This is a genomic window from Mycobacterium sp. GA-2829, assembly GCF_001499965.1.
GTDB lineage: Bacteria > Actinomycetota > Actinomycetes > Mycobacteriales > Mycobacteriaceae > Mycobacterium.
This window is the reverse complement of record NZ_LQIT01000049.1, coordinates 1-20,118: the sequence shown is the minus strand read 5'-3', so window position 1 is coordinate 20,118 and position 20,118 is coordinate 1. Positions and strand designations below refer to the sequence as shown.

The 20,118-nt window shown below is 70.2% G+C and carries 17 protein-coding genes; 11 read left to right on the top strand and 6 right to left on the bottom strand.

Features of this window, described 5'->3' with window-relative positions; all coding sequences use genetic code 11:
- Nucleotides 1–21: 21 nt before the first annotated feature.
- From lipE to AU194_RS24750, 3 genes are all read left to right on the top strand, one after another.
- Nucleotides 22–1,287: a lipase LipE gene (gene lipE / locus AU194_RS24760; RefSeq protein WP_059091917.1), complete on the top strand. Its 1,266-nt coding sequence runs from the start codon at nucleotides 22–24 to the stop codon at nucleotides 1,285–1,287.
- Entirely contained in the window at nucleotides 1,287–1,952 is a 666-nt protein-coding gene (locus tag AU194_RS24755; protein WP_059091916.1) for a PAS and ANTAR domain-containing protein, read from the top strand. The genes lipE and AU194_RS24755 overlap by 1 nt, the downstream gene beginning before the upstream one ends.
- 138 nt (nucleotides 1,953–2,090) lie before the next feature.
- Nucleotides 2,091–2,495 carry an STAS domain-containing protein gene (locus AU194_RS24750; protein WP_059091915.1) on the top strand — a complete coding sequence of 135 codons (405 nt, stop codon included), beginning with the start codon at nucleotides 2,091–2,093 and terminating at the stop codon, nucleotides 2,493–2,495.
- Here the strand turns inward: AU194_RS24750 and AU194_RS24745 are convergent.
- The gene (locus tag AU194_RS24745; protein WP_059091914.1) at nucleotides 2,444–3,583 is read right to left on the bottom strand and encodes an FAD-dependent oxidoreductase; all 1,140 of its coding nucleotides are present in this window, start codon (nucleotides 3,581–3,583) and stop codon (nucleotides 2,444–2,446) included. The two genes, AU194_RS24750 and AU194_RS24745, sit on opposite strands and share 52 nt — an antisense overlap.
- Complete coding sequence (locus AU194_RS24740; protein WP_197417735.1) at nucleotides 3,580–4,470, bottom strand: DUF1295 domain-containing protein; 891 nt, start codon at nucleotides 4,468–4,470, stop codon at nucleotides 3,580–3,582. The genes AU194_RS24745 and AU194_RS24740 overlap by 4 nt, the downstream gene beginning before the upstream one ends.
- A 126-nt stretch (nucleotides 4,471–4,596) precedes the next feature.
- On the opposite strand from AU194_RS24740, the gene AU194_RS24735 reads away from it, so the two are divergent.
- The 6 genes from AU194_RS24735 to AU194_RS24710 all read left to right on the top strand — a co-directional run bounded on the left by AU194_RS24735 (nucleotide 4,597) and on the right by AU194_RS24710 (nucleotide 11,006).
- A complete protein-coding gene (locus tag AU194_RS24735) occupies nucleotides 4,597–5,787 on the top strand; it encodes an acyl-CoA dehydrogenase family protein (protein WP_059091913.1) in 1,191 nt (396 codons plus the stop codon).
- A gap of 25 nt (nucleotides 5,788–5,812) precedes the next feature.
- Nucleotides 5,813–6,934, top strand: a complete 1,122-nt coding sequence (locus AU194_RS24730; RefSeq protein ID WP_059091912.1) for an acyl-CoA dehydrogenase family protein — start codon at nucleotides 5,813–5,815, stop codon at nucleotides 6,932–6,934.
- A 69-nt stretch (nucleotides 6,935–7,003) separates the two neighbouring features.
- Complete coding sequence (locus AU194_RS24725; RefSeq protein WP_059091911.1) at nucleotides 7,004–8,239, top strand: GTP cyclohydrolase II; 1,236 nt, start codon at nucleotides 7,004–7,006, stop codon at nucleotides 8,237–8,239.
- Nucleotides 8,236–9,381, top strand: a complete 1,146-nt coding sequence (locus AU194_RS24720; RefSeq protein WP_059091910.1) for a URC4/urg3 family protein — start codon at nucleotides 8,236–8,238, stop codon at nucleotides 9,379–9,381. Before AU194_RS24725 ends, AU194_RS24720 begins: the two co-directional genes overlap by 4 nt.
- Nucleotides 9,382–9,398: 17 nt before the next feature.
- Entirely contained in the window at nucleotides 9,399–10,028 is a 630-nt protein-coding gene (gene upp / locus AU194_RS24715; protein WP_059091909.1) for a uracil phosphoribosyltransferase, read from the top strand.
- Nucleotides 10,029–10,070: 42 nt separating this feature from the next.
- Nucleotides 10,071–11,006, top strand: coding sequence for an NAD(P)/FAD-dependent oxidoreductase (locus AU194_RS24710; RefSeq protein ID WP_059091908.1), 936 nt, complete (start codon nucleotides 10,071–10,073; stop codon nucleotides 11,004–11,006).
- Nucleotides 11,007–11,058: 52 nt separating this feature from the next.
- Here the strand turns inward: AU194_RS24710 and hrpA are convergent, their stop codons facing one another.
- The 3 genes from hrpA to AU194_RS24695 form a co-directional block, all read right to left on the bottom strand.
- Nucleotides 11,059–14,964: an ATP-dependent RNA helicase HrpA gene (hrpA, locus tag AU194_RS24705; protein WP_059091907.1), complete on the bottom strand. Its 3,906-nt coding sequence runs from the start codon at nucleotides 14,962–14,964 to the stop codon at nucleotides 11,059–11,061.
- A 59-nt stretch (nucleotides 14,965–15,023) separates the two neighbouring features.
- Nucleotides 15,024–15,917: a mycobacterial-type methylenetetrahydrofolate reductase gene (locus AU194_RS24700; RefSeq protein ID WP_059091936.1), complete on the bottom strand. Its 894-nt coding sequence runs from the start codon at nucleotides 15,915–15,917 to the stop codon at nucleotides 15,024–15,026.
- 108 nt (nucleotides 15,918–16,025) lie between these two features.
- The gene (locus AU194_RS24695; protein ID WP_059091935.1) at nucleotides 16,026–17,006 is read right to left on the bottom strand and encodes a magnesium transporter; all 981 of its coding nucleotides are present in this window, start codon (nucleotides 17,004–17,006) and stop codon (nucleotides 16,026–16,028) included.
- Nucleotides 17,007–17,093: 87 nt separating this feature from the next.
- Between AU194_RS24695 and AU194_RS24690 the strand changes: the two genes are divergently transcribed.
- Entirely contained in the window at nucleotides 17,094–17,681 is a 588-nt protein-coding gene (locus tag AU194_RS24690) for a hypothetical protein (protein WP_197417736.1), read from the top strand.
- On the opposite strand, the gene AU194_RS24685 is transcribed toward AU194_RS24690, so the two are convergent.
- Nucleotides 17,668–18,291 (bottom strand): pyridoxamine 5'-phosphate oxidase family protein, encoded by a 624-nt coding sequence (locus tag AU194_RS24685; protein WP_059091905.1) that lies wholly within the window; start codon nucleotides 18,289–18,291, stop codon nucleotides 17,668–17,670. The two genes, AU194_RS24690 and AU194_RS24685, sit on opposite strands and share 14 nt — an antisense overlap.
- A gap of 44 nt (nucleotides 18,292–18,335) precedes the next feature.
- Between AU194_RS24685 and AU194_RS24680 the strand changes: the two genes are divergently transcribed.
- Nucleotides 18,336–20,006, top strand: a complete 1,671-nt coding sequence (locus AU194_RS24680; protein WP_059091904.1) for an FAD-binding dehydrogenase — start codon at nucleotides 18,336–18,338, stop codon at nucleotides 20,004–20,006.
- The last annotated feature ends 112 nt before the right edge of the window (nucleotides 20,007–20,118 follow it).

Below are 20,118 nucleotides of genomic sequence, written 5' to 3'. Positions count from 1 at the left end.
GGCGTGACCTACCCTGGCTCGATGACCAGCACCGAGCCCCAGGAGGGCCGCATCCGCGTGCCGGCCGACCTCGACGCGGTCACCGCCGTCGGGGCCGAGGACCACTCCGGGGTGGACGCCGCCGCCGTCGAGCGCATCTGGCAGGCGGCGCGGCACTGGTACACGGCCGGGATGCACCCCGCGATCCAGGTGTGCGTCCGGCACCACGGCCGCGTCGTGCTCAACCGGGCGATCGGCCACGGGTGGGGTAACGGACCCGACGATCCGCCCGACGCCGAGAAGGTCCCGGTCACCCCCGACACCCCGTTCTGTGTGTACAGCGCGGCGAAGGCGATGACCACGACGGTCGTGCACATGCTGGCCGAACGCGGGCACTTCTCACTCGACGACCGGGTGTGTGAATACCTGCCGAACTACACCAGCCACGGCAAGCACCGCACGACGATCCGCCACGTGATGACCCACAGTGCGGGCGTGCCGTTCCCCACCGGTAAGCGGCCCAACCTCAAGCGGATGAACGACAGCGAGTACGCCCGCGAGATGCTCGGCGACCTGCGACCGCTGTACCGGCCGGGGTTGGTACACATCTACCACGCGCTGACCTGGGGGCCGCTCGTCCGCGAGATCGTCTCCGCCGCGACCGGCCGCAATATCCGCGACATCCTGGCCACTGAGATCCTCGAACCGCTCGGTTTCCGGTGGACCAACTTCGGCGTCGCCGAACGGGACGTGCCGCTGGTGGCGCCGAGCCACCCGACGGGCAAACCGCTGCCCCCGCCGATCGCGGCGGCGTTCCGCACGGCCGTCGGCGGGACGCTGCACCAGATCATCCCGTTCACCAACACCCCGCTGTTCCTGACCGGGGTGGTGCCGTCGTCGAGCACGGTGTCGAATGCGCAGGAACTGTCCAGGTTCGCCGAACTGTTGCGCCGGGGCGGCGAACTCGACGGGGTGCGGGTGATGTCACCCGACACCCTGCGCGCGGCCACCCGCGAATGCCGGCGGCTGCGACCGGATCTCGCCACCGGGCTGATGCCGCTGCGGTGGGGCACCGGATACATGTTGGGCTCCAAGCGATTCGGGCCGTTCGGCCGGGACGCGCCCGCGGCGTTCGGGCACACGGGCCTGGTGGACATCGCGGTGTGGGCGGATCCGAGCCGGGCCCTGGCGGTGGGTGTGGTCAGCAGCGGTAAGCCGGGCAGGCACCGCGAGGCCAACCGCTACCCCGCCCTGCTGGACCGGATCAACGCGGAGTTCCCCACAGGTACGGGTGAAATAATCGGCTGATGCCGCGAACGGGTGGGAGACGACGCTTCGAGGACGGTGCCGCCGACGGTCAGCCGTCGCACATCGGCAGCTTCAAGTTCTACTTCGTAGGACAACGGTGGGAGTGGTCCGACGAGGTCGCCAGGATGCACGGGTACGAGCCGGGCACCGTCGAACCCACCACCGATCTGCTGCTGTCGCACAAACACCCCGACGACCGCAGGCTGGTGCAGGATCTGCTCGACCACGCGCTGCACACCGGGGACGCGTTCTCCAGCAGGCACAGGTTCCTCGACACCCGCGGTGACCTGCACGATGTGCTCGTCGTCGCCGACCGTATGTACGACGACCGCGGGGCCGTCATCGGCTCGACGGGCTACTACATCGACCTCACCCCGAGCCTCGATGAGGTGCGCCAGGAAGTGCTCGACGAGCAGCTGCCGGGCCTGTTCGAATCCCGCGCGGTGATCGAACAGGCCAAGGGCGCGCTGATGGTGACCTACCGGATCAGCGCCGAGCAGGCGTTCAACGTATTGCAGTGGCGTTCCCAGGAGACCAACACCAAACTGCGTGCGCTGGCCGCCCAGCTCGTCTCCGAGATCAGTACGCTGCCGCCGGCCCCGTCGGCGACGCAGAGCCAGTTCGACCACCTGCTGCTGACAATTCACGCACGTATCGGTGCGTAACGATGCGCTGAACGGATGCCCGCCCCAGCCGCGGCGGACTAAACTTCGCGTGTCGGTCCGGACTGTCCGGGCCGGCACATCCGTCGGCGCCGTCAGCCGCGGCATACACCAGATGGGATTCGAGGCAGGCTTTCACGGATGCAGTCGTTGGAGGTCGAGCACGAGGTACGCGGGGACGCGATCCTCGTCAGTGTGAAGGGTGACGTCGACTCGCTGTCGGTCGATGCGCTGAACACTCACCTCGCGAAGGCTCGCGACGACGCACTGGGTCAGTCCAGCCACCTCGTCGTCGTCGATCTGTCCGGGGTCACGTATTTCGGCAGCGCCGCGCTGAACGCCGTGCTGTCCTGCTACGAGGACGGCGCTGCCGACGGCACAGTGGTGGTACTCGTCGCGGATCAGCCCTACGTCCTGCAACCGATCGAGATCACCCGCCTCGACCATGTGCTGCAGACCCACCCGACCGTCGAACAGGCGTTGATGCGCAACGGTCACGACCGGGACGGCCGGCTGACCGACGGCGACGGGCGCACGCCGCGGTAGATTCCGCGCCGCACGATCCACGGTTGCAGCACCCGGTCGACCGACCACGCCGGGAACCGGAACGCCGTGCCGTTGGGGGCGAACACCTCGAGGCCGTCGGGTTGTCCGCCGAGTACCGAACCCCAACGGCGGGTCGGCGCCCGGTAGGCGCGCAGCGGGCGCCCCGCGAGATCCGCGCGCACGTTGTGGGCGAGCAGTTTGTCGGCGCGGTTGCGTGCGCTGCTGCGCAGCGGATCGGTGGCCGCGACATCGCCGATCGCGTAAACCTGTTGCTGGCCAGTGACTTTCAGCTGCGGTGTGACGCGGACGAACCCGTCGTCGTCGAGGATCTCGGCGGGTAACCACCCGGTGTTGGGGTGCACCCGCCCGACCGCCCACAGCACCGCATCGGCCGGGGACGCCGGCTGTCCGGTGCTCCACTCGACGGGTCCGGAGGTGATGCGATCGCACGCGAAGCCGTCCGGGACGACGGCGCGGTGACCCGCACGCATCAGTACGCCGAGCGTGGCGAGCCGTCGGGCGATCTTCACCCACACCCGCGGATGGTGCTGCGCCAGCGGCCGCGGCCCTGGGAAGCACAGTTCGACCCGGGTGGCGGGCCAGGTCAACGCCAGGTTCGCGGCGCTGCTCACCGCCGCGGCGCCGCCACCGATGACGAGCACCGATCGGGCGGCCGCCAATCGTTCGTGGTCGGCGCGCAACTGGGCGGTGACCTCGTCGGCCGAGCGGTATCCGGGTCTGCGCCAGAATCCGTTGGTGACGCCGGTGGCGATCACCAGCGCGTCGTACCCCTCGGCGACCGTCGACCCGGTCACCCTCTGCGCGAACACCTTTCGGGCCGCCAGGTCGACCCCGGTCAGGGTGGCGTGTTCGGTGCGTACCCGGTCCAGGGCGCGGAAGCGGTCGAACGAGATCCAGTAGTCGCGGGCCCAGTCGTCGGGGCGGGCCAGACGCACCCCGAGTTCCTGTCCGCTGACCAGACCCGGTCGCGCCGCGATGCCGACGACATCGCAGTGCCGGGCCAGCCGGATCGCGGTCAGCACACCGCTGTCGCCGAGCCCGGCGACGACGACCCGCGGGCGGCTCACACCCGCGCCCTGCGGGGCGGCCGCGGCACGAACCGCGCAACGCGGTCCATCACGTCCTGGTAGCCGGGGCGGCGTTCGAGGCTGCGCGCCTCCATCATCGGGATGCTCGCGCCCAGGAACATCGCCAGCATCGCCGCGGCCCCGGCGAACAGCCACCACGCGTCACCCGGGGAGGCGGCCGCCCCGAACAGCGCCAGCGCCGCCCAGAAGCCGCACTCGCCGAAGTAGTTCGGATGCCGCGACCACGCCCACAGCCCGCGGTCCATCACCTCACCGGGTCTGCGGCCTGCGACGAAGCGGTGCATCTGCACGTCGGCCACCAACTCGAGGGTCACCGCGGCGACGGCGACGACGAACGCGATTGCGCTGAGCCACCTCAGGCCCGCACCGGGTGTGGTGACCGCGACGTAGATCGGCAGCATGGCCAGGAACACCTGCAGGGTCGGGATGAGGTGGATGGCCACCAGGTCGACGACGGCCGCCCACCGGCCCGCCCGCTCCCGGAACATCGGATAGCGCCAGTCCTCGTGGTGCAGACCGGGAAACGCGTACAACCAGTTGCCGGTCAACCGCACCGCCCAGTACCCGACCGCGATCGCGATCAGCAGGCAGCGCAGCACATCGGCGTCCGGTGTCTGGCTCCACCAGTAGACGAACAGCACGGGCGGCACGACGCTCCAGTAGGCGTCGTAGAAACTCGAATTGCGGTAGGCGCGGCTGAACGCGAACACGACCACGGTCGCCACCACGTCGGCGATCAGGGTGTCCAGCCACAGCCGGCCGGTCGCGGGCCCCCACACCAGCCACGCGACGGCGGCCGCCAGCGCGACCACGTAGGCGACGGCGACGATCGCCAGCGACGCGGTCTTGCTCCGCCGTACGGGCACAGGCGACTCCCTCGACGAGTGACGTGGGCCACAGCAAATCGGACTGTAACACGTTCCAGTCTTGTGGCCGCACGGTCGCTGGCCCTGCCCGACGGCCACGATCGTCCCTTGCTTATCGTGACTGGGATGAGTACCGCCGCCGGTGCCGATCGGGTCGCCGAACTCGCCCAGCGGGTCGTTGCCGAACACGATCCGACCACCGTCCCCATCCCCGAATTCCTGGGCGCCTGCTACGACGCCGGCCTGTCGTGGGTGCACTTCCCGGAGGGCCTCGGCGGGCTGGGGGTGTCGCGCGGGCTGCAGGCCGTCGCCGACGGCGTCCTGCAGGGTGCGGGCGGGCCGGTGCCGTTGGGGCTCAACCCGATGGGCTACGGCATGGCGGCGCCGACCATCCGCGAACACGCCCGCAGCGACGACGTCAAGAAGTCGTGGCTGCGGCCGTTGGCGACCACCGAGCACATCTGGTGTCAGCTGTTCTCCGAACCCGGCGCGGGGTCGGATCTCGCGGGACTGGCGACCTCCGCGGTACCCGACGGCGACGAGTGGGTGATCAACGGGCAGAAGGTGTGGACCAGCCTGGCGCACCGCGCGCGGTGGGGCCTGCTGCTGGCGCGCACGAATCCCGATGTGCCCAAACACAAAGGGCTGACGTACTTCGTCATCGACATGCACGCCCCCGGCGTCGAGACCAGGCCGCTGCGCCAGCTGACCGGGCACGCCGAGTTCAACGAGGTGTACTTCAGCGACGCCCGCATCCCCGATGCGCACCGCCTCGGCGGAGTCGGCGACGGGTGGCGGGTCGCGATGACGACGCTGATGAACGAGCGAAGTGCGTTGGGCGCCAGTGGTTCTCGACGCGGCGCGGGAACCATCGCCGACGCGGTCGCGCTGTGGGCGTCGCGGCCCGAGCGGCAGACGCCGGTGTTGCGTGACCGGCTCACCGAGCTGTGGCTGCGCGCCGAGGCGCAACGGTTGACCTCGGAGCGGTCACGGGCGGCGGCGACGGTCGGCGGGCCGGGTCCGGAGGGTTCGATCGGCAAGCTGGTGGGCGCCGAGCTCAATCAGCGGATCTACCAGTGGTGCATGGACTTTCTCGGTCCGGAGGGCCTGCTGTACCACAGCTACGCGATGCACAGCGGAGACAAGAGCGACTGGCGCGGCCCGATCCAGCAGCGCTTCCTGCGCAGCCGCGCCAACACCATCGAAGGCGGGACATCGGACGTGATGCGCAACATCCTCGGGGAACGGGTGCTCGGGCTGCCGGGTGACCTGCGGGCGGATGCGGGGATGGCGTGGAAGGAGGTGCCGCGTGGCTGAGGAGCTTGCGGATCAGCCCGACAGGGTGGCTAGTGCCTTCGTGTTCACCGACGAGCAGCGGCAGCTGCGCGATGCGGTGCGCGGCTTCTGCGCCGACCACTTCGACGAGCAGACCGTGCGCCGGCTGATGGAATCCGACCCGCCGTTCGACCCCGCGCTGTGGGCGCGCCTCGGCGGTGAGCTCGGCGTGCTGGGCCTGTCGGTGCCCGAGGCCGACGGCGGTGTCGGCGGCAGCTTGGTCGACCAGGCGGTCGCGGTCGAGGAATTCGGGGCGTCGCTGGTGTGCGGTCCGCTGTTCGGGACGGTGTACCTCGCGGTCCCCGCGCTCGTGGCCGCCGCCTCTGGACCCGCGCGCGACGGTCTGCTCGCCGACCTCGTCGAGGGCACCCGCACCGCCGCCTTTTCCGCCGACGCCGGATGCGTCACCGCCGACGGCGACACCCTGACCGGTGACCTCGGACCCGTCGTGGACGCCGGAGCCGCCGACGTCCTGCTCGTCGCGGCCACCGCCGCCGACGGTGTCGGCCTGTACGCCGTCGAGGCGTCCGCCGCGGACCGGACGCCGTTGGTCACGCTCGACCTCACCCGCCCGCAGGCCGCGGTCACGCTCTCACAGGCGCCGGCCACGCTGATCGCCGGACCCGACGACGCACCCCGGATCATCGAGCACGCACAGCACGTCGCGGCGGCGCTGCTCGCGGTCGAACAGGTCGGGGCGGCACAGCATCTGCTCGACCTCGCGGTCGACTACGCGAAGTCGCGGCTGCAGTTCGGCAGGCCGATCGGCTCGTTCCAGGCCGTCAAACACCGGTTGGCCGACATGCTGGTCGACGCTGAACACGCCCGGTCGACGGCGTATCACGCGGTGTGGGCGCTGGCCGACGGCTCCGATGATCCCGCGCTGGCGACGGCGATCGCGCAGGCGGTGTGTTCGGCCGCGCTCGGCCGGATCGCCGCCGACACGATCCAGGTGCTGGGCGGCATCGGGTTCACCTGGGAGCACCAGGCGCACCTGTACTTCAAACGGGCGACCACGAACGCCGCACTGCTCGGCACCGCCGAGGAGCACCGCGACCGCGTCGCCGCGCTGGTCCTCGACACCGCGGCCGACCGTGTCCCGAAGGTGGCCGCGGGCATCCCCGGCTGAGCGGACGCCCGGCGCGATCGCTGCGAAGTCGCTATGCTGGCGCCTTTCCGCTGATGACGGGAGGCGACCATGGCCGGACACATCCGGTTGACGTCACACAGCGGTGCGGTGGGCACCCCCGCGATTCGGTGGGGCGCCCCGACCGCCGCCGAGCGCGGACCGGTCATCGGGACCACCGCCACGCGCGCGCACCGCAACGTCATCGGCACCCACAGCGGGTCCTACAGCGTCTACCGGGCGCTGGCCGTGGCGGCGGGCGCGCTCAAACGCGAACACCGCGCCGACCTGACCGACACCTCCCCCACCGACACGATCGGCCCCTATCCGCAGTGGTGTGACCCCGCCGCGATCGTCAGCCTGGATCCGTGGGGCGCCAGCGTCGCCGAGGTGTTCGCCGCCGAACTGGCTGCAGGCGTTGACATCCGGCCCACCATCGCGATCACCAAGGCGCACGTCATCCTGCCCGAGATCGCCGACGCGATCGCCAAGGGCAGGCTGGTGCCCGACGGGCGGACCCTGCTGCCCAACGGGGCCGCGCTGGTGACCAAGGCGGCCGTCGAACCGGTGTGGTGGCTGCCCGGGGTGGCGGCGCGGTTCGGCTGCACCGAGAACGATCTGCGGCGCGTGCTGTTCGAGGAGACCGGCGGCATGTACCCCGAGCTGGTCACCCGCTCCGACCTCGAGGTGTTCCTTCCCCCGATCGGCGGGCAGACCGTCTACATCTTCGGCAGCGCAACCGATCTCGCGGACCCATCGGTCGAGTTGACCGCCCGCGTGCACGACGAGTGCAACGGGTCGGACGTGTTCGGTTCCGACATCTGCACGTGCCGCCCGTACCTCACCCACGCGATCGAGGAGTGCATCCGCGGCGCGCAGAACGGCGGGGTGGGTCTGGTCGCCTACTCCCGCAAGGAGGGCCGCGCGCTCGGTGAGGTCACCAAGTTCCTGGTCTACAACGCCCGTAAGCGCCAGGTCGGCGGCGACACCGCCGACCAGTACTTCGCCCGCACCGAATGCGTGGCCGGCGTGCAGGACATGCGGTTCCAGGAGTTGATGCCCGACGTGCTGCACTGGTTCGGCATCCGAAAGATCCACCGCCTGGTGTCGATGAGCAACATGAAGTACGACGCGATCACCGGCTCGGGAATCGAAGTGGGAGAACGCATCAACATCCCCGAGGAGTTGATCCCGGCCGATGCGCGGGTGGAGATCGACGCGAAGATGGCCGCCGGCTACTTCACCCCGGGTCCGGTGCCGGACGCCGAGGAGCTCAAGAAGGTCAAGGGCCGCGGGTTGACGCCATGACGGCGGCCGCCGCGCTGCGCAGCACCGACGCCGTCCGGGACCGCTCCGGGGAACTGCTGCGCCGGGCCCGCGCGGGCGACTCGGCGTGGTTCACCGTCGCCGACGACGCTCTCGACCGGGCCGCCGACGTGGTCGCCGAGGTCACCCGCGACCGCTATCCCGATCTCGACATCCCGTTCCACAGCCGGTGGCGGCATTTCGAGGCGGGCGGCGTGAATCGGGCCGCACGCCTCGACGGCGACCCCCGGGCCATGATCGATCTGGCGGTAGTCAGCGTGCTGCTCGATGCGGGCGCGGGGCCCGACTGGGGATACGCCGAAGCTGCCACTGGCCAACGGTTTTCGCGTTCCGAGGGGCTGGCGGTGGCGAGCTGGCACGCGTTCGCCGACGGTGCCTTCTCGTCGGATCCGGCCGACCCGCTGCGCGTCGACGCCGCGGGTCTGGGGGCGTTGACGGTCGACCGGCTGGGCGCGGCGTTCGCGGTGTCGCAGGACAATCCGCTGGTGGGCCTCGACGGTCGCGTGGCGCTGCTGCACCGCCTCGGTTCGGCGTTGAGCGCCCAGGTGTACGGCGGGCGGCCCGGCGGGTTGTTCGATGCGCTCACCGCGTCGGCGCCGTCGGTGCACGCGCACGACATCCTCCGACTGCTGCTCGACACCCTGTCGCCGATCTGGTTGAGCGGCAACGTGATCGATGGCGAGCCGCTGGGCGACTGCTGGCGGCACCCCGCGGTGACCGGCGGGTGGGTGCCGTTCCACAAACTCTCGCAGTGGCTGACCTACTCGCTGCTCGAACCGTTCACCTGGGCGGGGGTTGCGGTGACGGGAGTCGACGCGCTGACCGGCTTGCCGGAGTACCGCAACGGCGGCCTGCTGCTCGACACCGGCGTGCTGACGCTGCGGGATCCCGAATCCGCCAGCGGCACATGGCAGGTCGGCGACGAACTGGTGGTCGAATGGCGCGCGCTGACCGTGGCCCTGCTCGACGAACTCGCCCCGCTGGTGTGCGCACGGCTCGGGGCCGAGATGCCGCTGGCGTGTGTCTTGGAGGGCGGGACGTGGGCCGCGGGTCGGGTGCTGGCGCAGCAGCGGCGCGACGGCAGACCCCCGCTGACCATCGACAGCGACGGCACCGTCTTCTGAATAGAACAGGAGCAGACATGGGCGAAGTCCACCTCGTCGACCACCCGCTGGTCGCCCACAAGCTGACGCTGATGCGCCGCAAGGACGCCTCGACGCACAGCTTCCGGCAACTGCTGCACGAGCTCTCCGCGCTGATGGCCTATGAGGTGCTGCGCGACATCCCGACGCAGGAGTTCGAGGTGGAGACGCCGCTGGAGACGACGGTCGGCAAGGTCATCGACGGTAAGAAACTGGTGTTCGTGTCGATTCTGAGGGCGGGCACAGGCATCCTCGACGGGATGCTCGCGGTGGTGCCCGGCGCCCGCGTCGGGCACATCGGCCTCTACCGCGACCCCAAGACGCTGGTGGCGGTCGAGTACTACTTCAAGATGCCCGCCGACCTGGAGGAGCGCGACGTCGTCGTGGTCGATCCCATGCTGGCCACCGGGCACTCGGCGGTCGCCGCCGTCGACCGGGTCAAGGAGTGCGCACCGAAGTCGATCAAGTTCGTCTGCCTGCTCACCTGTCCCGAGGGCATCGCCGCGATGCAGGAGGCCCACCCCGACGTGCCCATCTACACCGCGGCTGTCGACCGCGAGCTCGACGAGCACGGGTACATCGTCCCCGGGCTGGGCGATGCGGGCGACCGGATCTTCGGGACGAAATAGCCGTTTGTTTGATCATCCCGCCGCCCGGGAATCGTCGGGGCAATGACACACGAATGGGAATGCGTCGTCGTCGGTGGTGGCGCCGCGGGGCTCAGCGGCGCGCTGGTCCTGGGACGGGCGCGCAGGCGGACCCTGCTGGTCGACGCAGGCGAGCAGAGCAACCGGTTCGCCGACGGCATCGGCGGGCTCCTCGGATTCGACCAGCGGCCGCCGGCCGAACTGTACGAGACCGGCCGCCGCGAACTCGAGGCGTATCCGACGGTCGAGTACCGGCACGGCAGCGTCGTGCACGGGGCGCCGCAGGACGACGGTTTCGTGCTCTCCCTCGACGGCGGCGATCAGGTCACCGCCAAACGCGTGCTGCTGACGACCGGGATGCAGTACCAGCCGCCGGAGCTGCCGGGGTTGGAGCCGCTGTGGGGAAAGTCGGTGTTCCAGTGTCCGTTCTGCCACGGCTGGGAGATGCGGGACAAGCGGCTGGCGTCGCTTGCGGCCGGTGACGAGGCCGTGCACGCAGCGCTGATGCTGCGCGGGTGGAGCGACGATGTGGTGCTGCTGACCGACGGGCATCCGCAACTCGGCGGGAAAGACCTCGACCAACTGCACAACGCCGGAATCACGATCGACGACCGCAGGATCACCGAACTGATCGGCACCGGCGGGCAACTCGAGGCGATCGCGTTCAACGACGGCAGCCGGCTCGAACGCGACGGTCTGCTGGTGGAGGCGCCGCTGCGGCAGCGGTCGAAGCTCGCCGAGCAGCTGGGCGCCTCCTGTACGCCGGGTCCGTTGGCGGTCGACACGATCGGGATCGATGCGCTGCACCGCACGTCGGCGCCGACGGTGTTCGCCGCCGGCGACGTGTGCACCGAACAGCCCTATGTCGCGGGGTCGATCGCCGCGGGTGCACAGGCGGCGATGATCATCGCCCAAAGCCTGCTCGCTGAGCAGTTCGGGATGCCCTACCCGCCGGAGTGATCGGCGATTTGTGCACGAAAACGCGCGCCCACCGCGCGAAATCGTGCACAAGTCACCGGTTGATCGCGTCGATCGCCCTATAGATCCGCTGCTCGCTCACCGGCCGCGGCGTACCGAGTTGCTGCGCCCACAGGCTGACCCGCAACTCCTCGATCATCCGGCCGATATCGCGCACATCCTCGCCGGCGGCCCGTGATGGCGAAAGCGACTGTCGCAGTTCCTCATACGCCGCCTGCACCGCGTGCACCCGGTCCATCCGCTCCTGGTCGGCGCCGATCGCGTGCGGTAACCGCTCGACCCGGCGGGCCACCGCGGTGAGGTAGCGCGTGAGGTTCGCCAGATGAGCGGCGCCCGTCGCGCAGACGAAACCCTTCGGCAGGAGCGCGGCGAGGTGGCGGCGGATGTCGGCGATCGACTCGGCCTGCGCGGCCGGCGGCGACGCGGGCAGCGCCACCTGCGCCTGCTGCGCGGCGGCGAGCACCTTCTCCACCCGGCCGACGATGTCCAACGTCGTCGGCACCAACTGCGCCGCAACCCGCTGCCGCAGCGCGTCGAAATCCGCGCGCGTCCAGACAGTTTCACGCACCAGCGCGTCCACCGCCGCGTCCGCGCAGTCGTCGATCAGCGCCGCCAGCGACCCGTCGGGGTTGGCGCCGAGCGTCAGCCGGCGCCGGGTGTCCAGCGCGCGTTCGACGTTCTTCACCGGCGACGGCGCCGCCATCCGCAGCAGCCGCCGCAGCCCGGGCCGCATCGCCGCGAGTTGTTCGGTCTGCGTGGCGAACACCCGCACGTCGACCGCGGCGCCCGCGTCGACGAACGCCGGATAGCCGCGCACCTTGTGGCCACCGCTGGCGTTCTCAACGGTGCGCGGCAGTTCGTCGAGATCGTCCGGCCAGGAACGCAATCCGGTGCGTTCCAGCCCGTCGGCCACTGCCCGGGCGACCGCCGCACGCACCGGCGCGGCGAGCTGCTCCTGCAGCGATTCCAGATCCTTGCCGCGCGCGACCTCGGCGCCGTCCTTCTCGACCGCGAACGTCACGCGCAGGTGGGCGGGGATCTTCTCCAAGTCGAAGGCGTCGACCGGCACCGTCACCCCGGTGCGCCGCCACAGCTCATGCTGCAGGCTCTCCAGCAACCGGCCGCTACCGGGATCCATCGTGCGCAGGACATCGCGCGCGGTGTCCGGCACCGGAACGAAGTTGCGCCGCAGCTCCTTGGGCAGCGACTTGATCAGCGCGGTGATCAGCTCCTCACGCAGAGCCGGTACGTGCCAGGCGAATTCGTCGCCGCCGAGGCGGGCCAGCACCTCGACCGGCACGTGCACAGTGATGCCGTCGTCGGCCGCACCCGGTTCGAACCGGTAGGTCAGCGGCAGCGCCAGATCCCCGGCCTGCCACTCATCGGGCAGTTCGTCGGCGCCGTCCTGACGCAGCAGATCATCGCGCGTCATCGTCAACAGCTCGGGCGTCTTGTGCCGCTGCTTGCGCCACCACGCGTCGAAATGCCGTGCGGAGACGACATTTTCGGGGACGCGCGAGTTGTAGTACGCGAACACCTCTTCGTCACCGACCAGTAGGTCACGCCTGCGGGCCCGCTCCTCGACCTCCTCGAGTTCCGCCCGCAGCCGCGCGTTGTCGCGGAAGAAGTGGTGTTTGGTCTGCCAGTCCCCCTCGACGAGGGCGTGCCGGATGAACAACTCCCGCGCCAATTCCGGGTCGATCTGCGCATAGTTGACACGGCGGCGCGCGATCAGCGGCAACCCGTAGAGCGTCACCCGCTCGAAGCCCATCACCGCACCGCGTTCGGCGTCCCAATGCGGCTCACTGTGGGTGCGCTGCACCAGATCTCCCGCGATCCGCTCGACGGTGTCGGGGTCGATGCGCGCGCCGATGCGGCCGAACAGCCGGCTGGTCTCCACCAGATCGGCCACCACGATCCACCGCGGCGGCCGCTTGGTCAGCACCGACCCCGGCGCCAGCACGAACCGCGAGTTGCGCGCACCCTGATAGTCGCGGCCGTCGCCGTCGCGCAGCCCGACGTGGGACAGCAACCCCGACAGCAGCGCGGCATGCACGCTCGCCGGGGACGCGGGCTCGTCGGATTCGCGGATGCCCAGATCGCGGGCGATGCTGCGCAGCTGCCCGGTCAGGTCCTGCCACTCCCGGATGCGCAGGTAGTGCAGGAACTCCTCGCGGCACATCCGGCGGAACGAGCTGCCGGACCGCTCCTTGCGCTGCTCGCCGAGGTAGCGCCACAGGTTCAGGTACGAGACGAAGTCCGAATGCTCGTCGGCGAAGCGGGCGTGCTTCTGGCGTGCGGCCTCCTCTCGGTCGACGGGCCGTTCGCGCGGATCGGGGATGGACAGCGCGGCGGCCAGCACCAGCACCTCGCGCACGCAGCCCTCGGTGTCGGCCTGCAGGATCATCCGGCCGATGCGCGGGTCGAGCGGCAACCGCGCCAGGCGTCGCCCGATGTCGGTGAGCGCACCCGTGCGGTCGAAGGCGCCGAGTTCCTGCAGCAGCGCCACTCCGTCGCGGATGCTGCGCTTCTCCGGCGGGTCGAGGAAGGGGAAGTTCTCGATGTCCCCGAGGTTCAGCGCGGACATCTGCAGGATGACCGCGGCGAGGTTGGTGCGCAGGATCTCCGGATCGGTGTAGCGCGGTCGCGCGTCGAAGTCCTCCTCGGAGTACAGCCGGATGCACACACCCGGGGCGGTGCGGCCGGAGCGGCCGGCGCGCTGGGCCGCCGACGCCTGCGAGATCGGCTCGATCGGCAGCCGCTGCACCTTGGTGCGCCTGCTGTAGCGGGAGATGCGGGCGGTGCCGGGGTCGACGACGTAGCGGATGCCGGGCACCGTCAGCGAGGTCTCGGCGACGTTGGTGGACAGCACCACCCGCCGCCCGGTGTGGGGTGCAAAGACCTTCTGCTGTTCGGCGGTGGGCAGACGCGCGTAGAGCGGCAGCACCTCGGTCATCGGGCCGAGTTCCCCGCGCAGCACCTCGGCGGTGTCGCGGATCTCGCGCTCGCCGGACAGGAACACCAGCACGTCGCCGGGCGGTTCGGCCTCGAGTTCGCGGACGGCGTCGACGATGGCGTCGGTCGGGTCGCGCACGTCGGCGGAGCCGACAATTGGGGCCTCAGCGGTGCGGACCACCTCGTGGTCGGGGTCGTCGGGGTCGTCGGCGTCGTCGGAGACGATCGGCACCTCCAGCGGCCGGTACCGGATCTCCACCGGATACGTGCGGCCGGACACCTCGACGATCGGGGCATCGTGGAAATGGGCGGCGAACCGCTCGGGCTCGATGGTCGCCGAGGTGACGATCACCTTCAGGTCGGGCCGCCGCGGCAGCAGTTCCCGCAGATAGCCGAGCAGGAAGTCGATGTTGAGGCTGCGCTCGTGGGCCTCGTCGAGGATCAGCGTGTCGTAGCGCAGCAGCCTGCGGTCGCGCTGGATCTCGGCGAGCAGGATGCCGTCGGTCATCAGCTTGACCAGCGTGCGGTCGGACGCCTGATCGGTGAATCGGACCGTGTAGCCGACGGCGTCGCCGAGCGGGGTGCCGAGTTCGTCGGCGACGCGTTGGGCGACGGTGCGGGCCGCCAGCCGCCGGGGCTGGGTGTGGCCGATGGTGCCGCGGATCCCGCGGCCGAGTTCGAGGCAGATCTTCGGCAGCTGCGTGGTCTTACCGGATCCGGTCTCCCCGGCGACGACGACCACCTGGTTCTCGGTGATGGCCTTGGCGAGGTCGTCGCGGCGCTCGCTGACGGGCAGGTCGGGATAGGTGATCGACGGGACCGCGGCGAGCCGGGTGGCGACCAGCGCCTCGGCGGCGGCGATCTGTTCGGCCAGCTTGGCCGGATCGGCGCGCCGGTCCTTGAGCTTGCGGCCGAGTCGGGCGGCGTCGCGGTAGGTCAGACCGTCCAGGCGGTTGCGCAGCTCGCGCAGAGACGGTTCGGACACTCGCGCCAGGATACTGCCGCGACTCCGTCGTTCACTCTGCGCAGGCGCAGAGTCAACGCCTATGGGGAGGACGGTGACCAGTACTCCAGCATCTCGGCGAAGGTCGCAAAGGCCGGGGTGGAGACGCCGTAGGTGGCCTCGAAGTGCACGCTCAGCGGGAAGCCCAGCTCCCCGACGCCGTCGATCACCCGCTTGTACAGGTCGACCATCATGCGGCGCTTGTCGGCGGGCTCGCTGGCCGCCAGGGTCCTGACGAACTCCTGCTCGGCGGCGACGGCCGCGTTCCCCGGGTCCTGGATCAGCCAGTTGATCAGCCCGACGCGGCTCTCCATCTTCGGGACGAACCCGAACGACAGCAGGATCTCGGGCCGGAACTCGTTGTTCGCGGCGAACTCGGTGAGGAAGTCGACGATCGCGTCGGAGTACAGCAGCTGCGTCATCCCGTACGTCGCACCCTGCTTGCACTTGAACGTGAAGCGGCCCTGTTCGCCGTCCCGGGTGGGGATCAGGATCGCGCCGCGGTTGTCGACGAGGTTCTCGTAGATCGACAGCGCATCGGTGGGGGCGACACCGCTGCCCTCGCCGTCGTTCATCGTGCGCGGGACGCCGACGAACGCGATGCCGTCGAATCCGGCGGAGCTCAGCTCGGTCAGCCGATACCGCAGCGCGGGCTCGTCGAGGAACGCGGTGACCTGCGTGCACAGGCCGCGCACACCGGGTAGTTCCGGTGCGATGATGCGCCAGAAGTCCAGCACGTCCATCTTGGGCTTCATCTCGATGGGACGACCGCTGTCCTCCTCGATCATCCCGGGGATCATGACGTGGCCGATGCGGCCCTCGATCCCCGCTTCAGCCGAACAGCGCAGCACCTTCTGGGCGTCCTCGAGCGCATGCTCGCGGCCGCGGTCGACATTGGGCGGCACGAGTTCGAGCGCGACGGTGTTCAGGGGCAACGGTTGCTCCTTTGACTGCATGACTGAAGACGCGACGCGTCGGCCGCACTCCCCCCGGAAAGCGTCACCATACCGCTGCACGCTGTCCGCCGCCTGGGGCAGGGCGCGTCAGCCCAGGAACGCGGTGACCGCGGCGAGGTAGATCACGATCGACAACAGATCCTGCAGGACCGTCGCCAGCGGGCCCGATCCGAACGCGGGATCCATCCCGAGACGGTTCAGCAGCCAGGGCAGCGCCAGCGCCACGAGCGTCGCGATCGCACTGGCCGCGAACACGGCGACCGCGACCGCCCCCGCCAGCATCCAGTCCCCGGTCATCAGGGCCACCACCGGCGCCATCAGCCCGCCCAGCACCACACCCACCGACAACCCCGTGATGCTCTCCGGCAGGATCACCCGGCGGATGCCGACCCCCACCGACAGGCCGCGGATCGCCAGGGTCTCGGTCTGCGTGCCGACCGCATCAGCCAGGTACACGATGCCCGGTACGAAGTACGCCACCGCGAGGACCGCGTCGAGCTGCGCCTCGAACGCCGCCATCAGGCCCGCCGACACCATCGCGCCGAGCAGCCCCACGATCAGCCACGGCGTCCGGTGCCAGAGCCGCCGGGCCACGCTCTCCACGCTGGTGGCCCGCGCCGCGTCGACCGAATCGAGGAACCCGCCGAGGCGCGCCATGTCCTCACGGTGTTCCTGCAGTAGCACGGCCACCAGCGCCTGCGGGGGGATGAAACCGCGGAAGCGGCCGTCCTCGTCGACCACGGCCAGGCCCGGTTCCCCGCGCTGCACCGCCTGCCAGGCCGCCTCCTCCTGGTCGATCTCGGGTGCGACGACAGGCGGCGCGGCGTCCATGACGTCCCGCACCGAAGCGCCCTCCTGAGCCGCGAACATTTGCTCGATCGTGGCCACCCCGACCAGGCGGTCCTCGTCGAGCACCGCGACGGCCGCGGCGCTGACGAACTCACCCCCGCGCAGCCTGTCCAGGATCTCGCCGACCGGATCGGAGGGTCTGGCGGTGGGGACCCGCGTCGTCGCGTGGTCGAGCGCCGTGCCCGGGCCGTCGAGCGGATCGGCCGGAAGGAGTTCCACCGGGCCACTGTGGCAGATCGCGTGCGATGACGCGCGCACAGTCCGGCCGCGTTTGCGGACGCCGGTCCGGGCACCGACGATGGGCTCATGTCCGACGCCGACAGGATGCTCATAGAGGACCTGATGCCCACGTTCGACGCGCGGATCGTCGAGCATCTGGTCGTCGACGCCGATCCCGTCACGACCTTCACCGCCGCACGCAACCTCGACCTGCTCACCGTGCGCTCACCCATGGTGGTCGCGTCGATGTGGCTGCGCGGACTGCCCGACCGCCTGCGCGGTGCCGCATCGCCGCCGCCGGCGCTGGTGATCGCCGACGGTGTCGGAATGCCGGGCTGGCTGGTCCTCGGGGAGCGGCCGGGCCGGGAGATCGCGTTCGGTGCGGTGGGCAAGTTCTGGCAGGCCGCGATCGAGTGGCGCGACGTGCCCGCGGCGGAGTTCAGCCGATTCACCGAACCGGGCTGGGGCAGGATCGCCGCGAACTTCTCGGTCCTGCCGTACGGCGCGGACGCCGCCCTGCTGACCTACGAATGCCGCACGGTGACCACCGATCCGCAATCGCGACGTCGTTTCCTGCGCTACTGGTGTCTGATCCGGCCGTTCGTCGGCCACATCCTGCGCGCGACGCTCGCCACGATCAAGGTCGACGCCGAATCGAGCCTCACCCGTCGATGAGCCGCTGCACCGACGGCGGCACCGGCTGCGGCGAATCCGACACCGGATCCCCGTACCGCGTGATCACCGGGAGCACCCCGGTCCACGCGTCGCCGACGGCCGCGGGCCCGCTTCGCGCTTTGGCCACCCACGCCCCGTTGACGATCGGTACCTCGAGCAGCAACGTCTGCGCGATCTCCTTGCTCGAATGCGGCGGACATTCGGCCGCCCGGCCGGGGATCAGCGTCTCGGTGAACCGGTCGAGCAGCGCGGGCGCCTCCTCGCGCGGCACCACCCGGCATACCCCGCGGACCACCGCCGAGCGATAGTTCGCCGAGTGGTCGAACTGCCGCTCGGCGATAACCAGCCCGTCGTACACGAACGCGCTGACGCACACCTTCGCCCCCGCCGCGAGGTGGCGCAGCGCACCGGCACCGGTGGATCCGTGCAGCAGCAGGCGATCGCCGTCGCGGGCCACCAGCATCGGCACCGCCCATGGCTCGTCGTCGAGCACCGTGGACACGGTCGCCACGACGACGGTGTCGAAGACCTCGTGAAGCACCGCCAGGTCTGCGAGGCGGTCCGGTTTACGCGTCAGCCGGCTCAGCGGGGATGTCGTCACGGCTGTCATTCATCCAGGCCGACGCACCGGCAGCAACCGATATGTTGAAGTCCATGGACGCTGACGTCATCGTCGTGGGCGCCGGGCTGGCCGGTCTGGTCGCGACGCACGAGCTCACCCGGCGCGGTAAGCGGGTGATCGTGGTCGACCAGGAGAACGCCGCGAACCTCGGCGGTCAGGCGTACTGGTCGTTCGGCGGCATCTTCTTGGTCGACAGTCCCGAACAACGCCGCATGCGGATCAAGGACTCGTTCGACCTGGCGTGGAACGACTGGCAGGGCAGCGCCGGGTTCGACCGCCTCGACGACGAGGACGTGTGGGCGGCCAAGTGGGCGCGGGCCTACGTCGAGTGGGCCGCCGGCGAGAAGCGCGATTACCTCACCGGGCACGGCATCTCCTTCCTGCCGACGGTCGGCTGGGCCGAACGGGGCGATCTGCGCGCGACCGGCCACGGCAACTCGGTGCCCCGGTTCCACGTCGCGTGGGGTACCGGCACGGGGATCGTCGGGCCGTTCACCGACTCGGCGCTCGCCGCCGCACAGCGCGGGCTGGTGCGGTTCCGGCACCGGCACCGCGTCGACGAGTTGGTGTTCACCGACGGCGCGGTCACCGGGGTGCGCGGCACGCTGCTCGCCGCCGACCACGCGCACCGCGGGGAACCGTCCAACCGGGACGCCGTCGGAGATTTCGAGTTGTCCGCACAGGCGGTGGTGGTGACGACCGGCGGTATCGGCGCCAATCACGAGATCGTGCGGCGGTTCTGGCCCGAACGCATGGGCACCGCACCGAAGTCGATGATCACCGGGGTGCCCGCCCACGTCGACGGCCGGATGCTCGACATCGCCGCGGATTCCGGTGTGCGGCTGGTCAATAGGGACCGGATGTGGCACTACACCGAGGGCATCGTCAATTGGGCTCCGATCTGGCCGAACCACGCGATTCGCATCCTGCCCGGACCGTCGTCGATGTGGTTCGACGCGCTGGGCCGCAGACTGCCCGCACCGTATCTGCCCGGCTACGACACCCTGGGCACGCTGCGTCACCTGCGCACCACCCCCGACATCGCCGAGTACGACCACTCCTGGTTCATCCTGACCCAGCGCATCATCGAGAAGGAGTTCGCGCTGTCGGGGTCGGAACAGAACCCGGACATCACCGCGAAGGATCGGCGGAAGTTCCTGCAGGAGAGGCTGTTCAGCAAGGGGGCACCCGGCCCGGTCGAGGCGTTCAAACGCCACGGGGTGGACTTCGTGGTCGCCGACCGGCTCGAGGACCTCGTCGCGAAGATGAACGGGCTCACCGACGAACCGCTCCTCGACCCGGCCGCCATCCGCAGGCAGATCGAGGCGCGCGACCTGCAGGTCGCCAACCCGTACAGCAAGGACGCCCAGATCCAGGGCATCCACAATTCGCGGCGTGCGCTGGCCGACCGCATCGGCCGCACCACCGCACCGCACCGCATCCTCGACCCGGCAGCCGGACCGCTGATCGGTATCAAGCTGCACATCCTCACGCGAAAGACGTTGGGCGGCATCCAAACCGACCTCGCGTCCCGGGCGCTCGGCCTGGACGGAGCGCCGATCGACGGGCTCTACGCCGCCGGTGAGGTGGCGGGTTTCGGCGGTGGCGGCGTCCACGGGTACAACGCCCTGGAGGGGACGTTCCTCGGCGGGTGCATCTTCTCGGGTCGCGCGGCGGGCCGCGCGCTGGCTGACCGGGTGTGACTTCCGCCGAACGTGAACTCGTGCACGAGTTTTCGGCGGCGGTTTCAAGGCGTCGTTGCAATAGCAGCTGATTCTGATGGGAAGTGCTGCTATGCCACGTCCACCGTTGTCG